This is a genomic window from Mesorhizobium sp. AR10 (assembly GCF_024746795.1).
Lineage (GTDB): Bacteria > Pseudomonadota > Alphaproteobacteria > Rhizobiales > Rhizobiaceae > Mesorhizobium.
On the sequence record NZ_CP080524.1, the window covers coordinates 2,162,711 to 2,180,170 of the forward strand.

Genomic DNA, 17,460 nt, shown 5'->3' on the forward strand with positions numbered 1-17,460 from the left:
AATCCCGACATGGTGTTTGCCGCTTTAACGCGCGCCGAAACCGCGCCTTTGCGTAAACGACCGGTAAACGGCCGTCACGATTATTTTGTCCCATACATGCGGTCGCCGGCATCGCCGAGGCCGGGCATGATGTAGCCTTTCTCGTTGAGCTGGCGGTCGATGGAGGCGGTGAAGACGGGAACATCCGGATGCGCCTTGGTGAAGCGCTCGATGCCCTCGGGTGCCGCCAACAGGCACAGGAAGCGGATGTTGGTGGCGCCGCGCCCTTTCAGCTTGTCGATCGCCGCGATCGCCGAATTGGCGGTGGCCAGCATCGGATCGACGACGATCACCAGCCGGTCGGCAAGATCGCTCGGCGCCTTGAAGAAATACTCGACCGCTTCCAGCGTTTCATGGTCGCGGTAGAGGCCGATATGGGCGACGCGCGCCGCCGGCACCAGATCGAGCAGGCCTTCGAGCAAGCCGTTGCCGGCGCGCAGCACCGAGGCAAAGACCAGCTTCTTGCCTTCCAGCGTCGGTGCCTCCATGGTTTCGATCGGCGTTTCGATCGTCGTCGTCGTCAGTTCGAGGTTGCGGGTAACCTCGTAGCCAAGCAGCAGCGAGATCTCGCGCAGCAACCGCCGGAAGCCGGCGGTCGAGGTTTCCTTTTTGCGCATGATGGTCAGCTTGTGCTGGACAAGCGGGTGGTCGACGACTGTGACGCCCTGCATGGGTGTTCTCCTGAAATTCCGGCTGCTCGAACGACCCTAGCGACAATGCGCCGGCCAAGGAACCGCCTCGCAGCGCCGGCCACAGTTTTGTCGGGAGAAATCAGCGCGCGGCGCCGTTGAGGCGGGCGAGAAGCGCGGTTTTGGTCTTCCTGTCGACGAAGGCGGCTTCGATGGCGGTTCTGGTGACGGCGGCCAGCGCCTTGTCGTCCATCGCAAAATGCTCGGCGGCGATGTCGTATTCGCGCTTCAGCGAGGTCCAGAAATAGGGCGGGTCGTCGGAGTTGAGCGTCACCTTGCAGCCGGCTGCTTTCAATGCCGGAAAGGGGTGATCGGCGAAACTGTCGAATACCCCAAGCGCGATGTTGGAGCCGGGGCAGCATTCGAGCACGATGCCCTCGTCGGCGATGCGCCGCACAAGGTCGGGGTTCTCGATGGCGCGCACGCCGTGGCCGATGCGGGAAGGACGGATATGGTCGAGTGCCGCCTTGACGCTCTCCCAGCCCATCAGTTCGCCGGCATGGATGGTGATGCCGAGGCCAGCCTCGCGGGCGATCTCGAAGGCCCTGACATAGTCCTCGAAGTCGCCCATGCGCTCGTCGCCGGCAACGCCGAAGCCGGTCACCAGCGGGTGCCCGCAGCGGGCTGCGAAGCGCGCCGCCTGCTCGATCGATTCGACGCCGACATGGCGCACGCCGGTGACGATCATGCGTCCCTCGATGCCGGTCTTGGCCTTGGCCCGCGCCATGCCCTCGCCGAGTGCGTCGGTATAGGCCTTGGGCGACAGGCCGGCCTTCTTGGCGTGGTCGGGCGAGGTGAAGACCTCGGAATAGATGGCGCCGTCGCGGGCGAGACTGGTCAAATAGTGATCGGCCAACCGCGCATAGTCCTCTTCGGAGCGGAACAGGTCGGAGGAGAAATCATAGGCGGCGAGGAAGGACGTGAAATCGTGCCAGACGAATGAGCCGTTCTGAATATAGGGCGAGGTGTCCTTGCCGTATTTCTGCGCCTGGCGGATGACGAGTTCGGGCGCCGCTGCCCCTTCGATGTGGCAGTGCAGTTCCGCTTTCAAGGCCATTCAATCATCCCGTCAGGTCGGTCCAGGTCGTGGCCCCATAGGCATGGTTCCACGACCGGGAAGCGCGGCCGAACACCGCGCCTTAAACAATAGCGCCCGCACCATCGATCGGCTATGGTCCCGCCGGTTTTATGACGGATCAAAATAATGTCAGTTGAAAGAACCACAGCCGCGGGCGGCATGGAAACCTCCTATGGTTTCAAGCATGTAGGGGCAGGCGACAAGCAGTCCCTGGTCAACGACGTTTTCCACAAGGTGGCGAACCGCTACGATCTGATGAATGATCTGATGTCGGCTGGCCTGCATCGGCTCTGGAAGGACGCCATGGTCACATGGCTCAATCCGCCGAAGCGACCGGGCTGGAAGGTTCTCGACGTTGCCGGCGGCACCGGCGACGTGGCCTTCCGCATCGTCGAGAAGAGCCATGGCAATGCCCATGCCACCGTTCTCGACATCAACGGCTCGATGCTCGCCGTTGGCCGCGACCGGGCCGAGAAAAAAGGCCTGTCGGCAAACACCGATTTCGTCGAGGCCAATGCCGAGGAGCTGCCATTCGCAGATGCCACGTTCGACGCCTACACCATCGCTTTCGGCATTCGCAACGTGCCGCGCATCGATGTGGCGCTCTCAGAAGCCTATCGCGTGCTGAAACCCGGCGGGCGGTTCCTCTGCCTTGAGTTTTCCGAGGTCGACATGCCGTTGCTCGACAAGCTCTATGAAGCATGGTCGTTCAACGCCATCCCCAGGATCGGCAAGGCGGTCACCGGCGACGGCGAGCCCTATTCCTATCTGGTCGAATCGATCCGCAAATTTCCCAACCAGGTGAATTTTGCTTCCATGATCACCCGCGCGGGCTTCGATCGCGCCTCTTTCCGCAACTATTCGGCCGGCATCGCCGCTCTTCATTCGGGCTGGAAGCTTTGAGGCTGGCCCATATTTTTCATACTCGATGTGCCCAGCGCCGGTCTCGGAAATCGGCGGAGCAAGTGCGGCCATGAGCAATTTCGGCGCTGCTTTTCGGCTCGCACGGGCCGGCTGGGTGCTGGTCCGCGAGGGCGTCATCGCCGCCTTGCCGGGCGACGAACTTTCCGGCCTGCCGAAATTCGGCTGGCGCGTGGCCCGGATGTTCACCCGCCGCCGCGCGCTTGCCTATGAGCGTGGCGACCGGCTGGCCAAGGCGGTTGTCCGGCTCGGCCCGTCCTACGTCAAGCTCGGCCAGTTCCTGGCGACGCGGCCCGATGTCGTCGGCAACGACATGGCGCTCGACCTCGCCATGCTGCAAGACAAGATGCATACGTTTCCGCAGGCCGAGGCCGTGGCTGCGATCGAAGCCTCGCTCGGGCGCAAGGTCGGCGAGCTCTACGTCGGGTTCGGTGATGCCGTCGCCGCCGCCTCGATCGCCCAGGTCCACACCGCCGAAACCCTGCAGAACGGTGTCGCCACCCGGGTGGCGGTGAAGGTCATCCGGCCGGGTGTGCGTCGCCGCTTCTTCCACGATCTCGAAAGCTATTTCCTCGCCGCCCGCCTGCAGGAGAAGTACATCCCGTCGTCGCGCCGCCTGCGGCCGGTCGAGGTGACCGAGACGCTCGCCCAGACCACCAAGATCGAGATGGATTTGCGGCTCGAAGCAGCAGCGCTTTCCGAACTCGGCGAGAACACCAAGGACGATCTCGGCTTTCGGGTGCCGTCGGTCGACTGGGAGCGTACCGGCCGCGACGTGCTGACCATGGAGTGGGTCGACGGCGTCAAGATGAACGACATTGCCGGACTTGCAGCCGCCGGCCACGATCTCAAGGCGATCGCCGCCAACCTCATCCAGTCGTTTCTGCGCCACACGCTGCGCGACGGCTTCTTCCATGCCGACATGCATCCGGGAAACCTGTTCGTCGAGGCCGACGGCACCATCGTCGCCGTCGATCTCGGCATTGCCGGCCGGCTCGGCAAGAAGGAGCGCCGGTTCCTCGCCGAGATTCTCTACGGCTTCATCACCCGCGACTATCTGCGCGTCGCCGAAGTGCATTTCGAGGCCGGCTATGTGCCGCGCCAGCACAATGTCGCGGCGTTTGCGCAGGCGATCCGCGCCATCGGCGAGCCCATCCATGGCCAGCCGGCCGAGACCATCTCGATGGCCAAGCTGCTGACGCTTCTGTTCGAGGTCACGGAACTCTTCGACATGGCGACGCGGCCGGAATTGATCCTGCTGCAGAAGACCATGGTCGTGGTCGAAGGCGTCGCCCGCACGCTCGACCCGGCCTTCAACATGTGGAAGACGGCCGAGCCGGTGGTCGGCGACTGGATCGCCGGCAATCTCGGCCCGCGCGGCCTGCTGGTCGATGTGCGCGACGGCGCCAAGGCGATGCTGGCGCTGGTTCGCCAGGCGCCGGAGCTTGCCGCCCGTACCGAGCGGCTGTCGCGCGAGATCGACCTGATGGCCGAGCACGGGCTGCGCTTCGACGAGACAACCGCACGTGCGATCGGCAAGGCCGAGGCGCGCTACACCCGCTCGGGACGGCTGGCGCTGTGGGTGATCGCGCTGACGCTGCTCTATATCGCCTGGCGAATTTTCTGATTTCTTGCCTTGAATTGATTGCATTGCTATCATTGCACTCGGCAATGTCGGACGAAGTGCAATCATATGGCAAGCATCACCATTCGCAATCTCGATGACGAGGTCAAGGATCTGCTGCGCCAACTGGCGGCAGAGAACGACCGCTCGATGGAAGAGCAGGCGAGGGTGATGATCCGCGCCGCGGTCGAAGGCCAGCTTGGCCCGGTTGGCCGCATCGACCAGATCGAGAAAACGCTGCGCGAACTGTCGAGCTCACGCGATCCGGCGATGCAAATTGCCCCCGTATCGAGCAAGGTCTCGCCGCACGGCACACTCTCCGGCAAGCGCATCCTGCTGATCATCGGCGGTGGTATCGCCGCCTACAAGGCGTTGGACCTGATCCGCCGGCTGCGCGAGCGGGGCGCTGCGGTGCGGGTGGTGATGACCGCTGCTGCGCAGGAATTCGTCACCACGCTGTCGGTCGGTGCGCTTTCCGCTGACCATGTCTTCACCGAATTGTTCGACCGCAATGACGAGCACGATGTCGGTCACATCCGCCTATCGCGCGAGGCCGACCTGCTGGTGGTGGCGCCGGCGACTGCCGACCTGATGGCGAAGCTTGCCAACGGCCATGCCAATGACCTGGCCTCCACCGTGCTCATCGCCACCGACAAGCCGGTTTTGATGGCGCCGGCGATGAACCCCAGAATGTGGGCTCATCCGGCGACCCGGCGCAACCGCGCGACGCTGGCCAAGGACGGCATCGCATTCATCGGCCCAGCCAAGGGCGAAATGGCCGAGAGCAACGAGGTGGGCGATGGCCGGATGGCCGAGCCGCTGGAGATCACGGCGGCAATCGAGGCACTGTTCGATACCAAGCCGAAGCCCCTTTCGGGCAGGAGGATCATCGTCACCTCGGGGCCGACACATGAGCCGATCGACCCGGTGCGCTACATCGCCAACCGTTCATCCGGCAAGCAGGGCCATGCCATCGCGGCGGCACTGGCAAGGCTTGGCGCCGATGTGCGCCTTGTCTCCGGCCCGGTCAATATTGCCGATCCGGCCGGTGTGACCACACTGCATGTCGAAACCGCGGCCGAGATGAAGGAGGCAGTCGAACGATTGCTGCCAGCGGATGCCGGGGTGTTCGTCGCGGCTGTCGCCGACTGGCGCACCGCCAATTCCGCCGGCGAGAAGATCAAGAAGGTGGCGGGCGAGGGGCCGCCGGCGCTGCAGATGGTCGAGAATCCCGACATTCTCGCCGGCGTCGGTCATCACAGGATGCGGCCCGGCCTGGTCGTCGGCTTCGCTGCCGAGACGCAGGACCTTGTCGGCAACGCCGAAGCCAAGCTCAGGAAGAAGGGCGCCGACTTCATCGTCGCCAACGATGTGTCGCATGACAGCGGCGTCGGGTCGTCGGGCGTGATGGGCGGCGACCGCAACCGGGTGCGGATCGTGTCGAAGACCGGCGTCGGGGAATGGCCGGAGATGAGCAAGGACGAGGTGGCGGCGCGCCTTGCCGCCTTGATCGCCGAGCGCCTCAAGACTGTGGTGGTCTGACTTTTAAGCCTTTGTTTTTATGCATGTCGTTATCCCAAAACCGCTACCCACTTTTGGGCGACATGCACACTAGCCTGTCGCTTCCTGCGGCCGGGCAGCCGGTGCTGATATCCTCAAGGCCGCGAGGCACCCGACAAGGGCGAGCGGCACGAAGGCGAGGAACAGCCAGGTAGCGACGTTGGCCGCCGCCTCGCGATTCAGGCCTTCGGAAAAGCCGCTGGCATTGGCAACGATGCCGGTCAGTGCTGCACCCACTGCATAGCCGATGCGCTGCATCGTCGGCACGGCAGCCGACGCGATGGTCTGCTCGCCGGTCCTCGCCGATGCGACGATGGCGCGCGTGACGAAGGGCCAGGCGATTCCGAAGCCGCCACCCTGCAGCAGCGCGCACAACAGGATCAGCGGAATTGAACCCATGGGCACCGTGTAGGCAAAGCCGGCGATGCCAGTCGCGATCATCACCGCGCCACCGACAATGATCAGCCGCTCGCGCTGCGGCGGTGCGTTGGCGACGAGAATGGACAGGGTCGACCAGGCGATCGCTTCAGCGGCGATGATGTAGCCGGTGGTCAGGATCGGAATGTCGTGCAGGCTGGTCAGGATCAGCGGTCCGTAGACTCCAAAGGAGCAGGTCGCCACTGAAAGGGCGGCAACCAAGGTCATGCCGGCACCGACCGGCGAGCGCCATGAGAACAGCTGCGACGGAAACAGCCGCGAGCGCGGCTTCAGGGCGTCGATGTAGACGAACAGCGCAAGGCCGATCAGGCCGAGAGTCAGCAGCAGGGACGAGCGCAGCAAGGCAATGTCGACGCCCGCCGTGGCGATCAGCAGCACGCTGACGGCGAGACAGCCGAGCGCGGCAAAGGGGAAGAGTGGTGCAGTGCCGATGATTGCCTGCGGCCTGGTCGCCTCTGATGTGTCGAGCACGATGAAGCTCGCCAGCGCCATGGCTGTGCCGCCCAGCGTGAAGATGCCGAAGGCCCAGCGCCAGGACAGCAATTCGGTCATGATCGCGCCGAGCAGCGGTCCGCTGAAGGCGGCAACACCCCAGATCGCCGACATGACGCCGAAAAGCTGTGGCCAGATGGCGCGAGGGAACAGCCGCTCGACCGAGACGAAAGCCAACGACACCAGCGCGCCGCCGCCGAACCCTTCGATCAGGCGGCCGGTGAGAAACAGGGGCATGGATGGTGCCGTGGCGCAGATCAGCGCACCGGTCGCGTAGAGCAGGGCTGCGACGACCATGTTGGTGCGCAGCGCGACATAGCTCACCAGTCGACCGGCCGCGGCGCCGGCGACGATGGCGCCAAGCTCGTAGATCGCCAGCGACCAACCGACCAGTTGCACGCCGGCGAGGTCGCCAACCATGGCCGGCATGACCGTCGCCACCATCGTTTCGTTGGTGGCGTGAAGCAGGATGCCGAGGCTGATGAAGCAGAAGCGCGCCAGGTCGCCGCTCGCCCACAATGCGCGCCAGTCGACCCTGTTTGTGCTGATCTCTGTCATCCTGTCCCCCGACTTCTCATGTGCCGATTCCAAGTTTTGGAGCGCTCATTGCGTCCAAATGGACACATGGCGCTCCATCGGGATTGGCTTGTAAAACCTCAACCGCGGTTGAGCTCAAGCGCTTTTTTTTACGGATATGGAGAGGATCAATTCGCCGAGCTGCGCAGCTGGAACTGGCTGACGCCGATGGCGATGTTGACGCCTGTCTGCGTCTGCAGGCTGAGCGGCTGCAGCGTGAAGGCCTGCGAGGAGCCGCCGACCAGCAGATTGGCGCCGGCGCCGACCGCCGCCGTCACCTCGGCGCTGGCACCGACATAGTCACCGGCCAGCGCGCCCGGCGCATAGATGTTTTTCAGCGGCGTCAGCACCAGCCACTGCATGACGGTCTGTTTGGTCGTGCCTATATCGAGGCCGTATTTGTTGACGGCGCCGAAATAGGCTTCCGGCGCAAAGCTCTTGTCGGCTGGGGTGAAGGTGCAGCTCAGATCCTTGCTTGATCCGAAGATGAAGCCGGTGCCACCGCCGATGGCGCAATCGAGCGTACCGAGTTCGATGCCCTGATCCTGCGCGTGAGCCTGTCCCGCAAAGGCGGTAGCGATCATGGCGGCGGCGATGATGGTCTTATGCAAGGCGATCCCCCCAAAAATCATGCGGCGCGGAAACAGTATCCGGTTCCGCGCCGCGCGTAGAGAGACCTTAGGTCTTTATTTGAACGAGTGGATCAGCTCCAGCGACGTCACGGCGACTGCCAGGTTGACGCCGGTCTGCGCCTGCACGCTCAAGGGCTGCAGCGAGAAGGCGCTGTCCAATCCGCCAACCAGAAGGTTGGCGCCGCCACCGGTCACGACGGTGGCCTCGGCGTTGACGCCATAGTAGCTGCCCGCAAGATCGCCGGCATCGTGGTTGCGGGTTGCGGCGAAGACAGCCCATATCAGTTCGCCTTGGTGGGTCTTGCCGACATCGACGCCGAGCTTGGAAATCATCCCGGTATAAGCTTCGGACGGACCGCCATGGTGGGGACGGAAGGTGCAGGAGACACCCTTGTTGGAAACGACGACATAGCCGGTGCCGCCATCGATGGTGCAATCGAGCACGCCGAGTTCAAGCTTGCCGGCGCTGGCAGGGGCGGCGAGAACCGTGGTGGCGAGGGCGGCGGCACAGGCGAGGTTCTTGATCATGGGGTGGTCCTTTCACAAATTGCTTTCAACAACGGTTGAATGGCCCGGAGCGTTCCGCTGAAAACTAGGCGCGAACATGGCAAAGGGTTAACGCATTGCCTTTGACGGTTAACGTGGGGTGGTGAAGGCCGTCGTTGTTTTAGCGCAATCGCTCAGTGGCGCCACGCCGACCGGACCTTGTCCAAGGGGCCCTGGTCCGGCAGTTCGATCAGCACCGTGCCATGGAAATGCAAAGATTGCGATTTCCCTGCGGCTCTGCCGCGGGAATGGGCTACATCCGCAATGGCTGACCCCGGCAGGGTGTCAGCTGGCGCTGCCCGAGGTGCGTGAGAGGCCGTCCTTAGCCGGCTGGTAGGTTGGGTCGAGATGGACCGCTTCGCGGTAGGCCTTCGACGCCTTGACCTTGTCGCCGCGCCGCTCGTAGATCAACGCCTGGTTGGACCAGGCCTCGGCGTTCTTACCGTCGAGCTTGATGGCCATGTTGAAGTCGGCGAAGGCGTTGTCCTCGTCGTTCATCGCCAGATAGGAGAGGCCGCGGCCGTTGTAGGGTTCGGCGGCGTCCGGCGCCAGCGAGATGGCGGTCGAGAAATCCTCGATGGCGAAGGCGTGCTGGCCCTGGCTCTGATAGATCAGGCCGCGATTGTGGTAGGCGCGCGCATCGGTCGTGTCGAGTTGGATTGCCTTCTGGAAATCGTTGAAGGCTTCCTGGGTCCGTCCGGCCTTGCGGTAGAGATTGCCGCGGCCGATATAGGCGGCATCATAGTTCGAATTGATCTGGATCGAGCGGTTGTAGTCGGCAAGCGCGGCTTGCTGGTTGCCGAGGAAGCGCTGGATGAGGGCACGGTTCGAATAGGCCTGATAGAAGTTCGGATTGAGCTGGATGGCTGTGTTGAAGTCCTTCAGTGCCGCCTGATACTGGCCGCCGCGACCATAGGCAGAGCCGCGCACATTGTAGCCTTCCGGATCCTGCGGATTGCGCTGAATCACGTCCGACAGCGAGGAGATGTTCTCGCTCGACCCTTGCGCCTTGTCGATGTTGTTGAATTCGCCGGTCGGGGCTGTCTGGCAGCCGGCAAGCGCCAACCCGGAAAGAAGGGCTGCCGTCAGGGCGAAACCACACAATGCGGTTTTGCGCTCCACGGAAATTACGTTCATCTCTGCTCTGTCCTCACTGCCGCCGCGCCGTCAGGTCCGTTCCCCCTTCGAACCGGGTCGAAGTTGTCGCAATGTTTAGAGCGTACTTTGTGCGTCCACGTGGACGCACGTTGCCCTAAACAAAAAGGTGGCGGCGATTCCGCATCGCGCCACCTCTAGTATCCTTCGAAAAGGACGAAAAATTGGCGTTAGAACCGCGGCGGGCGCGGAGCACCACCTGCGCCGCCGGCGGCACCAGCCGCCACCGGGCGCGGTGTCATCGGCAACAGGCCTTCGCGCTGGGCGCGCTTGCGGGCCAGCTTGCGGGCGCGACGCACGGCTTCCGCCTTTTCACGAGCGCGCTTCTCCGAGGGCTTCTCATAGTGTCCGCGCATCTTCATTTCGCGGAAAATGCCTTCGCGCTGCATCTTTTTCTTGAGCGCGCGAAGCGCCTGATCAACATTGTTGTCGCGGACGAGTACCTGCACGGGCAATCCTGTCTTTCGGGTTTGATATCAACAGGCAGGCGGCCATAGCCACTAGCCTCCGCGGCGGTTTACACCACGAATTGTGGCGGCTGATAGCAGAATCACGTCGCGCTGTCCACAGCCGAAATGAAGGGCGGCGGCCAAACCGCGGCTGGTTTCTACTTTTGGGCCCGATGCTCTATGCCGTGGCCAGGTGAAGCTGCTCGAAACCCTCGAAGAATTCGCCGTAGTCGCAGGTGATTTCCTCGCCCGCCGCGATGTCACGGGTCGCGGTGGCCCCGCCATAGTGCGAAAAATCCGTGTTCGGCCTGTCGGCATGGTTCATGAAGCGGCCATTGTCGACTTCATAGACCATGAAACCGGGCCGGTCGGGGCTTGGATAGGCATATCTGTCCAGCAATTCCTTGAGGTGCGGGTGTGCTGCCTCATATTTTTCCATCGGGATCAGCCGGTCGAAATCCGGGTCGAGGCGCCAGATCGACGCCCCTTTCCCGATCGGCTCGGCGGCGAACACGCCGACACCTTCGATTGCGCTCGCAGCGATATAGGTTCTGATCAGCATCATGGTTCCGGCCCGTCTTCGAACAGACACGGAATCACCAAATCGAATTGAAAAAGCAAGGCCGGTTTGGTGACATTTGTCGCTTGCGAGCGTGTGTACCGATCGAAAATCCTTCACGTCCGGTTGATCGAGACGCCGCCGTCGGCAAACAGCGCCGATCCGGTGGTGAAGCTGGACGCATCCGACGCCAGAAAGAGCGCCGCGCGGGCGATCTCCTCTGGCCGCGCAATGCGCTTCAGCGCATGCAGACCTTCGACGAAAGCCAGCACTTCAGGTCCGGCATCCGGCGCGTTGGTGATGCTTGCAGGCGTGTCCGTGCCGCCCGGCATCAGCGCATTGACCCGCACGCCCTTCGGGCCATATTCGGCGGCAAGCACCTGCGTCAGTCCGATCAGCCCGGCCTTGCTTGCGGCATAGCTGGTCATGCCTGGCATGCCGACCGTGTTGCCGACAAACGTAGAGGTGAAGATCAGCGATCCGCCACCGCGATCGACCATCGCCGGCACCTGATACTTTGCGCCAAGGAAGGCGCTGGTCAGGTTGGTGTCGAGCGTCTCGCGCCAGCCCTTGAGCGACAGTTCCGAAATCGGCCCCATCGCGCCGACAGCGCCGACATTGTTGAAGGCGATATCGAGCCCGCCGAACCTGCCGACCGCCAACTCGACGAGGGCCTTTGCATAGGCTTCTTCGGTGACGTCGCCGGCAAGGGCGATGGCGGTGCCGTCGGCATCCTCGATTTCGGCGACGAGGGCGTCAAGTTCGGCCTGGCGACGGGCAGCGACGATGATCTTGGCGCCCTGTTCGGCAAAGAGCTTTGCGGTGGCGCGGCCGATGCCGGAGCTAGCGCCGGTGACGATGGCGACCTTGTTGGCGAGTGCGAACATTTTCTGCATCCTTTTTTCGCGCCGACCTTGCCGGCAATTGGGATGTTGATCGCAGGCTGGGGCGGCGCGGGCCACCCGATACCTGCGAAGGATCCGGATGCGTCATTTTCGTCGCGGCACAAAACGGCAAGCGCCGTCGCAAACAGCGCAAGGGTGGCAGCGCTGTTTCGCTAGTGATACACCTCGCGCGCCGGGGCTTGAGTGGATGCCCGGCCGCAATCCGCGAGGCTAGAACGTTGAAAAAATATTCGGTATTCGCCATCGCCCGCGAGGCCATGCGCGGCCACAAGGGCTGGGAGGAACAGTGGTCCTCGCCAGAGCCGAAGAAGGAATACGACGTCATCATCGTCGGCGCCGGCGGCCATGGACTGGCGACTGCCTACTATCTCGCCACGGTGCACGGCATCACCAATGTCGCGGTCCTGGAAAAGGGCTGGCTCGGCGGCGGCAACACCGGCCGCAACACCACCATCATCCGCTCCAACTATCTCTATGACGAAAGCGCCGGCATTTACGACCACGCACTGAAGCTGTGGGACGGGCTGAGCCAGGAGCTCAACTACAACGTCATGTATTCGCCGCGCGGCGTCATGATGCTCGCCCACAATGTCCACGACATCCAGGTGCTGAAGCGCCACGTCCATGCCAACCGGCTGAACGGCATCGACAACGAATGGCTGACGCCGGAAGCGGCGAAGGAATTCTGCCCGCCGCTCAACATCTCCAGGGAGGCGCGCTATCCGGTGGTGGGTGCGGCCCTGCAGCGCCGCGGCGGCACCGCCCGTCACGATGCCGTTGCCTGGGGCTATGCGCGCGGCGCCTCGGCCCGCGGCGTCCACATCATCCAGAATTGCGAGGTCACCGGGGTCAAGCGGGCGCCGAATGGCGCGGTCGTGGGTGTCGACACGACGCGCGGCTTCATTGGCGCCAAGAAGGTCGGTGTCGTTGCCGCCGGCCATTCGTCGGTGATCATGAACATGGCCGGCGTGCGCATGCCGCTGGAAAGCTATCCGCTGCAGGCGCTGGTGTCGGAGCCGGTCAAGCCGGTATTCCCCTGCGTGGTGATGTCGAACACGGTGCACGCCTATATCTCGCAGTCCGACAAGGGCGAACTGGTCATCGGCGCCGGCACCGACCAGTACGTCTCCTATTCTCAGACCGGCGGCCTGCACATCCTCCAGCACACGCTCGACGCCATCTGCGAGATGTTCCCGATGTTCACGCGCATGAAGATGCTGCGTTCATGGGGCGGCATTGTCGACGTGACGCCTGATCGCTCGCCGATCCTGGCCAAGACGCCGGTGGCCGGCCTGTACGTCAATTGCGGCTGGGGCACAGGCGGCTTCAAGGCGACGCCGGGCTCGGGCCATGTCTTTGCCCACACCATCGCCAACGACAATCCGCACGCCATCAACGCGCCCTTCACCATCGAGCGCTTCCGCACCGGCCGCCTGATCGACGAGGCAGCGGCGGCGGCGGTGGCGCACTGATGATGGCGCAGATGGCTGTCGCAATGCCGCTGGTGCTCGCTGGCGAGCAGGGGATGTTTCATGTCCCGTCGGTCGAAGAGGTGCGCCTGCAGCCGATCAGCCGCGCCGAAAACGAGACCGGATGGCCGTTTTCCGTAGACGACGGGATGCTGGCTTGCGTTTGGAGCGGCGGCCAGAAAGTGGTCACCTTTCTGGAAAACAGACCGGCCGATCTCGAGGACGGCCAGACATTCCAGCCGCGCCACGTGATCGTGACGACCGATCCAATGTTGCTCACTATCGGCAACATGGCCTATCGCGATCTTTTCCGCCCGGCGGCAAGCGTCGAGGAACGCATCCGGCAGGTCGCACCTTTCGTGACATTGGGCCAGAGGCTTTGCGATCAACCCGCCGGCGCCCGCGTCGGCCACGGCGAATTGTAGGAACGATCACCATGCTTCTCATCCGCTGCCCCTATTGCGAGGAAGAGCGCCCGGAACTCGAGTTCCGCAACGCCGGCGAGGCGCATATTGCGCGTTCGGCCAACATGGCCGGCGAGAGCGACGACGACTTCGAAAAGTTCTTCTTCATTCGCTCCAACCCCAAAGGCATCATCTATGAGCGCTGGCGGCACATGCATGGCTGCGCGCGTTTCTTCAACGCCGTGCGCGACACCATCACCGACAAGTTCATCATGACCTACAAGGCCGGCGAGCCGAAGCCTGCGAAGCTGCCGGGAGTTGCCAAATGAGCGGCGCGTTCCGCATTCCCGGCGCCGGGCGCCTCAAGCAGGCCAAGACCGCCCGCTTCAGCTTCGACGGCCAGGCCTATGCCGGCGTCGAGGGCGACACGCTGGCCTCGGCGCTGCTTGCCAACGGCGTCCATCTGGTCGGCCGTTCGTTCAAATATCACCGGCCGCGCGGTTTTCTGTCCGCCGGTGCCGAAGAGCCCAACGCGCTGGTCCAGGTCGAGCGCGACGCAGCGCGCAAAACGCCAAACATCCGCGCCACCGTGCAGGAACTCTATGACGGGCTGACGGCACAGTCGCAGAACCGCTGGCCATCGCTGGCCTTCGACGTCGGCGCGGTCAACGACATCGCCTCGCCCCTGTTCTCCGCCGGTTTCTACTACAAGACCTTCATGTGGCCGAAGGCGGCGTGGAAGACCCTCTACGAGCCCAAAATCCGCGCTGCAGCGGGTCTTGGCGTTGCGCCAGACAAGCCGGATCCCGACCACTACTCGGCGCGTTTTGCCCATTGCGATGTGCTGGTGCTGGGCGGCGGTGCGGCCGGCATCGCCGCCGCACTGGCCGCCGCCGAAACCGGCGCGCGTGTCATCCTTGCCGACGAACAGGCGGATTTCGGTGGCAGCCTGCGTTTCGAAAGTGGCGCGAAGATCGACGGCCAGGATGGTTATGCCTGGGCGCAGGCCGCTGTAGCCAAACTCAGCGCGATGGACAATGTCCGCGTGCTGCCGCGCACCACGGCCTTCGGCTATTACGCGCAGAACTTCGTTGGGCTGGTCGAGCGCGTCAGCGACCATCTGCAAAACCCCGGCCGCGATTTGCCGCGCGAGCGGCTATGGCAGGTCCGCGCCAGGCGCGTCGTCTTGGCGACAGGCGCCATCGAGCGCCACATGGTTTTTGCCGACAATGACCGGCCGGGCATCATGTTGGCATCGGCGGCGCGCACCTATCTCAACCAATACGGCGTCGCCGTCGGCAGGAATGTCGGCGTCTATACGGCCAATGATTCCGCCTATGCGGCGGCGATCGACCTGAAGAAGGCCGGCGTCAACGTGGCGGCCATCGTCGACCTGCGCGACAATCCGACCGGACCGGTGATTGACGAGGCGAGGGCGCTCGGCATCGAGGTCAATTTCGGCCGCGCGGTGATCCGCGCTGGCGGCAAATTGCGCGTGTCGTCGATGACCGTGCAGCCGAAGAATGGCGGCGGCGAACGCACCATTCCGGTCGACGCGATCTTGATGTCGGCCGGCTGGACGCCGTCGGTGCATCTTTTCTCGCAGTCGCGCGGCAAGGTCGCCTTCAACGACGAGACCAAGCGCTTCGTGCCCGGTACCTACGCGCAGGATTGCGTCTCGGTCGGCGCCTGCAACGGCACCGACGGGCTGTCGGCGACGATCGACGAGGCCTATGCGGCCGGCGTCAAGGCAGCGAGAGACGTGGGCGCCAAAGCCTCCAAGGGTACGAAGCCGAAGGTCGACGCCAGCGAAAGCTGGTCGCGCGGCATGCTGGGTGCAGCGCCCGGCGCCGGGCCGGATTCGACGGTAAAGGCCTTTGTTGATTTCCAGAACGATGTCACCGCCAAGGACATCCGCCAGGCCGTGCACGAGGGCATGCGCTCGATCGAGCACGTCAAGCGCTTCACCACCAACGGCATGGCGACCGACCAGGGCAAGACCTCCAACATGCACGGCCTGGCGATTGCCGCCGAGACGCTGGGCAAGCCGATCCCTCAGGTCGGCCTGACGACGTTCCGGGCGCCCTACACGCCGGTGACGTTCGGCGCGATCATCGGCCACGCGCGGGGTCCGCTTTTCGATCCGACCCGCAAGACGGCGATCCATCCGTGGGCGGCGGCCCAAGGCGCGGTGTTCGAGGATGTCGGCCAGTGGAAGCGTGCCTGGTATTTCCCCAAGGGCGGCGAGGACATGCACGCTGCCGTCGACCGTGAGTGTGTGACCGTACGCAAGACCGCTGGCCTGTTCGACGCCTCGACGCTGGGCAAGATCGAAGTGGTCGGGCCGGATGCGGCGAAGTTCATGGAGCTGCTCTACACCAACCCATGGGAGAAGCTCGAGCCGGGCCGCTGCCGCTACGGCATCATGCTGCGCGAAGACGGTTTCATCTATGACGATGGCGTCGTCGGCAGGCTGGCGCCCGACCGTTTCCATGTGACGACGACGACCGGCGGCGCGCCGCGCGTCATGAACCACATGGAGGACTATCTCCAGACCGAGTTCCCGCATCTCAATGTCTGGCTGACCTCGATCACCGAGCAGTGGGCGGTCATCGCCGTGCAGGGACCGAAGTCGCGCGACATCATCGCGCCGCTGGTCGAAGGCATCGACATGTCGGACGAGGCGCTGCCGCATATGTCGGTGCGCGAAGGCAAGATCTGCGGCGTGCCGACACGGCTGTTTCGCATGTCGTTCACCGGTGAGCGCGGCTTCGAGGTCAACGTGCCGGCCGATTACGGCCAGGCGGTCTGGGAAGCACTGTGGGCCGAAGGCCAGAAGCATGGCGCTGCCGCCTATGGCACCGAGTCGATGCACGTGCTGCGCGCCGAAAAGGGCTACATCATCGTCGGCCAGGATACGGACGGCACGGTGACGCCGAACGACGCCGGTCTCGACTGGGCGGTCGGCAAGAAGAAGACCGATTTCGTCGGTATCAGGGGCATGGCGCGCCCGGATCTGGTCGCCAAGGGCCGCAAGCAGCTGGTCGGCCTGAAGACCAAGGACCCGAAAGTGGTGCTGGAAGAGGGTGCGCAGATCGTTGAGGATCCGAAGCAGGCGATCCCGATGAAAATGATCGGCCACGTCACGTCGAGCTACTGGTCGGAAAACTGCGGGCGTTCGATCGCGCTGGCGCTGGTCGCCGGTGGCCGCGACCGGATGGGCGAGACGCTCTATGTGCCGATGCCGAACGGGGTGATCGAGGTTGAGGTCACCGGCATGGTGTTCTTCGACGAGACGGGAGGACGCCTCAATGGCTAAGGCTGCTGCGAAGAAAACAATTCCTGCCGCAACGCCGTCGGTTGAACGCTTCCCGGCGCTCGCTGGTCAGGGGCTTTCCGCCACCGGCGTCAAGCTCGCAGTGCTGCCGCCGGCGGAGCGCATTTCGCTGCGCGCGCCGGAAGCCTCTGTCGCGGCGCTGTCGAAAGCGCTGGGCCTGGGCCTGCCGCAGAAGCCGAAGACATCGGCGACAAAGGCCGGGCGCACGGCCTTGTGGCTTGGGCCCGACGAATGGCTGGTCGCCGACGAGGGAGGGAAAGACCCGCTCATCGATTGTGCTGAGGTGACCGCGCTGCATTCGGCGGTCGGTGTCTCGCATCGCAATATCGCCATATCGGTCGTCGGCCCGGCCGCCGCTGCCGCAGTGAATGCCGGCTGCCCGCAGGATCTGTCGCTCGAGGCTTTTCCGGTGGGCGCGTGCTCGCGCACCATTCTGGGCAAGGTCGAGATCGTGCTGCTGCGCACAGCTGCCGACGCCTTCCGGGTCGAATGCTGGCGCTCGTTCTCCGATTATGTCTTTACTTTCCTGTCGGAGGCGGCAGTCGACGCCGCGGCCTGACCGGGAACGTTTGCCATGCGCTGTCGTT

General features: G+C 64.0%; 17 protein-coding genes. 8 read left to right on the top strand and 9 right to left on the bottom strand.

Annotation, left to right across the window (positions count from 1 at the left end; translation table 11 throughout):
- Positions 1 to 80 precede the first annotated feature (80 nt).
- Together upp and LHFGNBLO_RS13995 are read right to left on the bottom strand one after the other, a co-directional pair.
- Complete coding sequence (gene upp / locus LHFGNBLO_RS13990; protein WP_095084682.1) at positions 81 to 710, bottom strand: uracil phosphoribosyltransferase; 630 nt, start codon at positions 708 to 710, stop codon at positions 81 to 83.
- Positions 711 to 810: 100 nt separating this feature from the next.
- Positions 811 to 1,785, bottom strand: a complete 975-nt coding sequence (locus LHFGNBLO_RS13995; RefSeq protein ID WP_258608246.1) for an adenosine deaminase — start codon at positions 1,783 to 1,785, stop codon at positions 811 to 813.
- A 147-nt stretch (positions 1,786 to 1,932) separates the two neighbouring features.
- On the opposite strand from LHFGNBLO_RS13995, the gene ubiE reads away from it, so the two are divergent.
- The 3 genes from ubiE (at position 1,933) to coaBC (ending at position 5,893) form a co-directional block, all read left to right on the top strand.
- Entirely contained in the window at positions 1,933 to 2,709 is a 777-nt protein-coding gene (gene ubiE, locus LHFGNBLO_RS14000; protein WP_258608247.1) for a bifunctional demethylmenaquinone methyltransferase/2-methoxy-6-polyprenyl-1,4-benzoquinol methylase UbiE, read from the top strand.
- Between the two features lie 70 nt (positions 2,710 to 2,779).
- Positions 2,780 to 4,354 carry a 2-polyprenylphenol 6-hydroxylase gene (gene ubiB / locus LHFGNBLO_RS14005; RefSeq protein WP_258608248.1) on the top strand — a complete coding sequence of 525 codons (1,575 nt, stop codon included), beginning with the start codon at positions 2,780 to 2,782 and terminating at the stop codon, positions 4,352 to 4,354.
- A 66-nt stretch (positions 4,355 to 4,420) separates the two neighbouring features.
- Positions 4,421 to 5,893, top strand: a complete 1,473-nt coding sequence (gene coaBC / locus LHFGNBLO_RS14010) for a bifunctional phosphopantothenoylcysteine decarboxylase/phosphopantothenate--cysteine ligase CoaBC (protein WP_258608249.1) — start codon at positions 4,421 to 4,423, stop codon at positions 5,891 to 5,893.
- A 69-nt stretch (positions 5,894 to 5,962) separates the two neighbouring features.
- On the opposite strand, the gene LHFGNBLO_RS14015 is transcribed toward coaBC, so the two are convergent.
- The 7 genes from LHFGNBLO_RS14015 to LHFGNBLO_RS14045 all read right to left on the bottom strand — a co-directional run bounded on the left by LHFGNBLO_RS14015 (position 5,963) and on the right by LHFGNBLO_RS14045 (position 11,645).
- Positions 5,963 to 7,399 (bottom strand): MFS transporter, encoded by a 1,437-nt coding sequence (locus LHFGNBLO_RS14015; RefSeq protein WP_258608250.1) that lies wholly within the window; start codon positions 7,397 to 7,399, stop codon positions 5,963 to 5,965.
- Between the two features lie 146 nt (positions 7,400 to 7,545).
- Positions 7,546 to 8,028, bottom strand: a complete 483-nt coding sequence (locus LHFGNBLO_RS14020; protein WP_258608251.1) for a DUF992 domain-containing protein — start codon at positions 8,026 to 8,028, stop codon at positions 7,546 to 7,548.
- Positions 8,029 to 8,103: 75 nt separating this feature from the next.
- Complete coding sequence (locus tag LHFGNBLO_RS14025; protein ID WP_258608255.1) at positions 8,104 to 8,577, bottom strand: DUF992 domain-containing protein; 474 nt, start codon at positions 8,575 to 8,577, stop codon at positions 8,104 to 8,106.
- A 303-nt stretch (positions 8,578 to 8,880) separates the two neighbouring features.
- Positions 8,881 to 9,732, bottom strand: coding sequence for a tetratricopeptide repeat protein (locus LHFGNBLO_RS14030; protein WP_258608256.1), 852 nt, complete (start codon positions 9,730 to 9,732; stop codon positions 8,881 to 8,883).
- Positions 9,733 to 9,920: 188 nt separating this feature from the next.
- Complete coding sequence (gene rpsU / locus LHFGNBLO_RS14035) at positions 9,921 to 10,199, bottom strand: 30S ribosomal protein S21 (protein ID WP_023810129.1); 279 nt, start codon at positions 10,197 to 10,199, stop codon at positions 9,921 to 9,923.
- A 178-nt stretch (positions 10,200 to 10,377) separates the two neighbouring features.
- On the bottom strand, positions 10,378 to 10,764 hold the full coding sequence (locus LHFGNBLO_RS14040) for an SET domain-containing protein (protein WP_258608261.1): 387 nt from the start codon (positions 10,762 to 10,764) through the stop codon (positions 10,378 to 10,380).
- A gap of 110 nt (positions 10,765 to 10,874) precedes the next feature.
- On the bottom strand, positions 10,875 to 11,645 hold the full coding sequence (locus LHFGNBLO_RS14045) for an SDR family oxidoreductase (protein WP_258608263.1): 771 nt from the start codon (positions 11,643 to 11,645) through the stop codon (positions 10,875 to 10,877).
- Positions 11,646 to 11,881: 236 nt separating this feature from the next.
- On the opposite strand from LHFGNBLO_RS14045, the gene LHFGNBLO_RS14050 reads away from it, so the two are divergent.
- Genes LHFGNBLO_RS14050 through LHFGNBLO_RS14070 form a run of 5 tightly spaced genes read left to right on the top strand, consistent with a single transcriptional unit; the run spans position 11,882 to position 17,432 of the window.
- Complete coding sequence (locus LHFGNBLO_RS14050) at positions 11,882 to 13,135, top strand: sarcosine oxidase subunit beta (protein ID WP_258608266.1); 1,254 nt, start codon at positions 11,882 to 11,884, stop codon at positions 13,133 to 13,135.
- Positions 13,135 to 13,557, top strand: coding sequence for a hypothetical protein (locus LHFGNBLO_RS14055; protein ID WP_258608269.1), 423 nt, complete (start codon positions 13,135 to 13,137; stop codon positions 13,555 to 13,557). Before LHFGNBLO_RS14050 ends, LHFGNBLO_RS14055 begins: the two co-directional genes overlap by 1 nt.
- 11 nt (positions 13,558 to 13,568) lie before the next feature.
- Entirely contained in the window at positions 13,569 to 13,865 is a 297-nt protein-coding gene (locus LHFGNBLO_RS14060) for a sarcosine oxidase subunit delta (RefSeq protein ID WP_258608271.1), read from the top strand.
- Positions 13,862 to 16,855: a sarcosine oxidase subunit alpha gene (locus LHFGNBLO_RS14065; RefSeq protein ID WP_258608273.1), complete on the top strand. Its 2,994-nt coding sequence runs from the start codon at positions 13,862 to 13,864 to the stop codon at positions 16,853 to 16,855. The genes LHFGNBLO_RS14060 and LHFGNBLO_RS14065 overlap by 4 nt, the downstream gene beginning before the upstream one ends.
- Positions 16,848 to 17,432: a sarcosine oxidase subunit gamma gene (locus LHFGNBLO_RS14070; RefSeq protein ID WP_258608275.1), complete on the top strand. Its 585-nt coding sequence runs from the start codon at positions 16,848 to 16,850 to the stop codon at positions 17,430 to 17,432. The genes LHFGNBLO_RS14065 and LHFGNBLO_RS14070 overlap by 8 nt, the downstream gene beginning before the upstream one ends.
- Positions 17,433 to 17,460 lie beyond the last annotated feature (28 nt).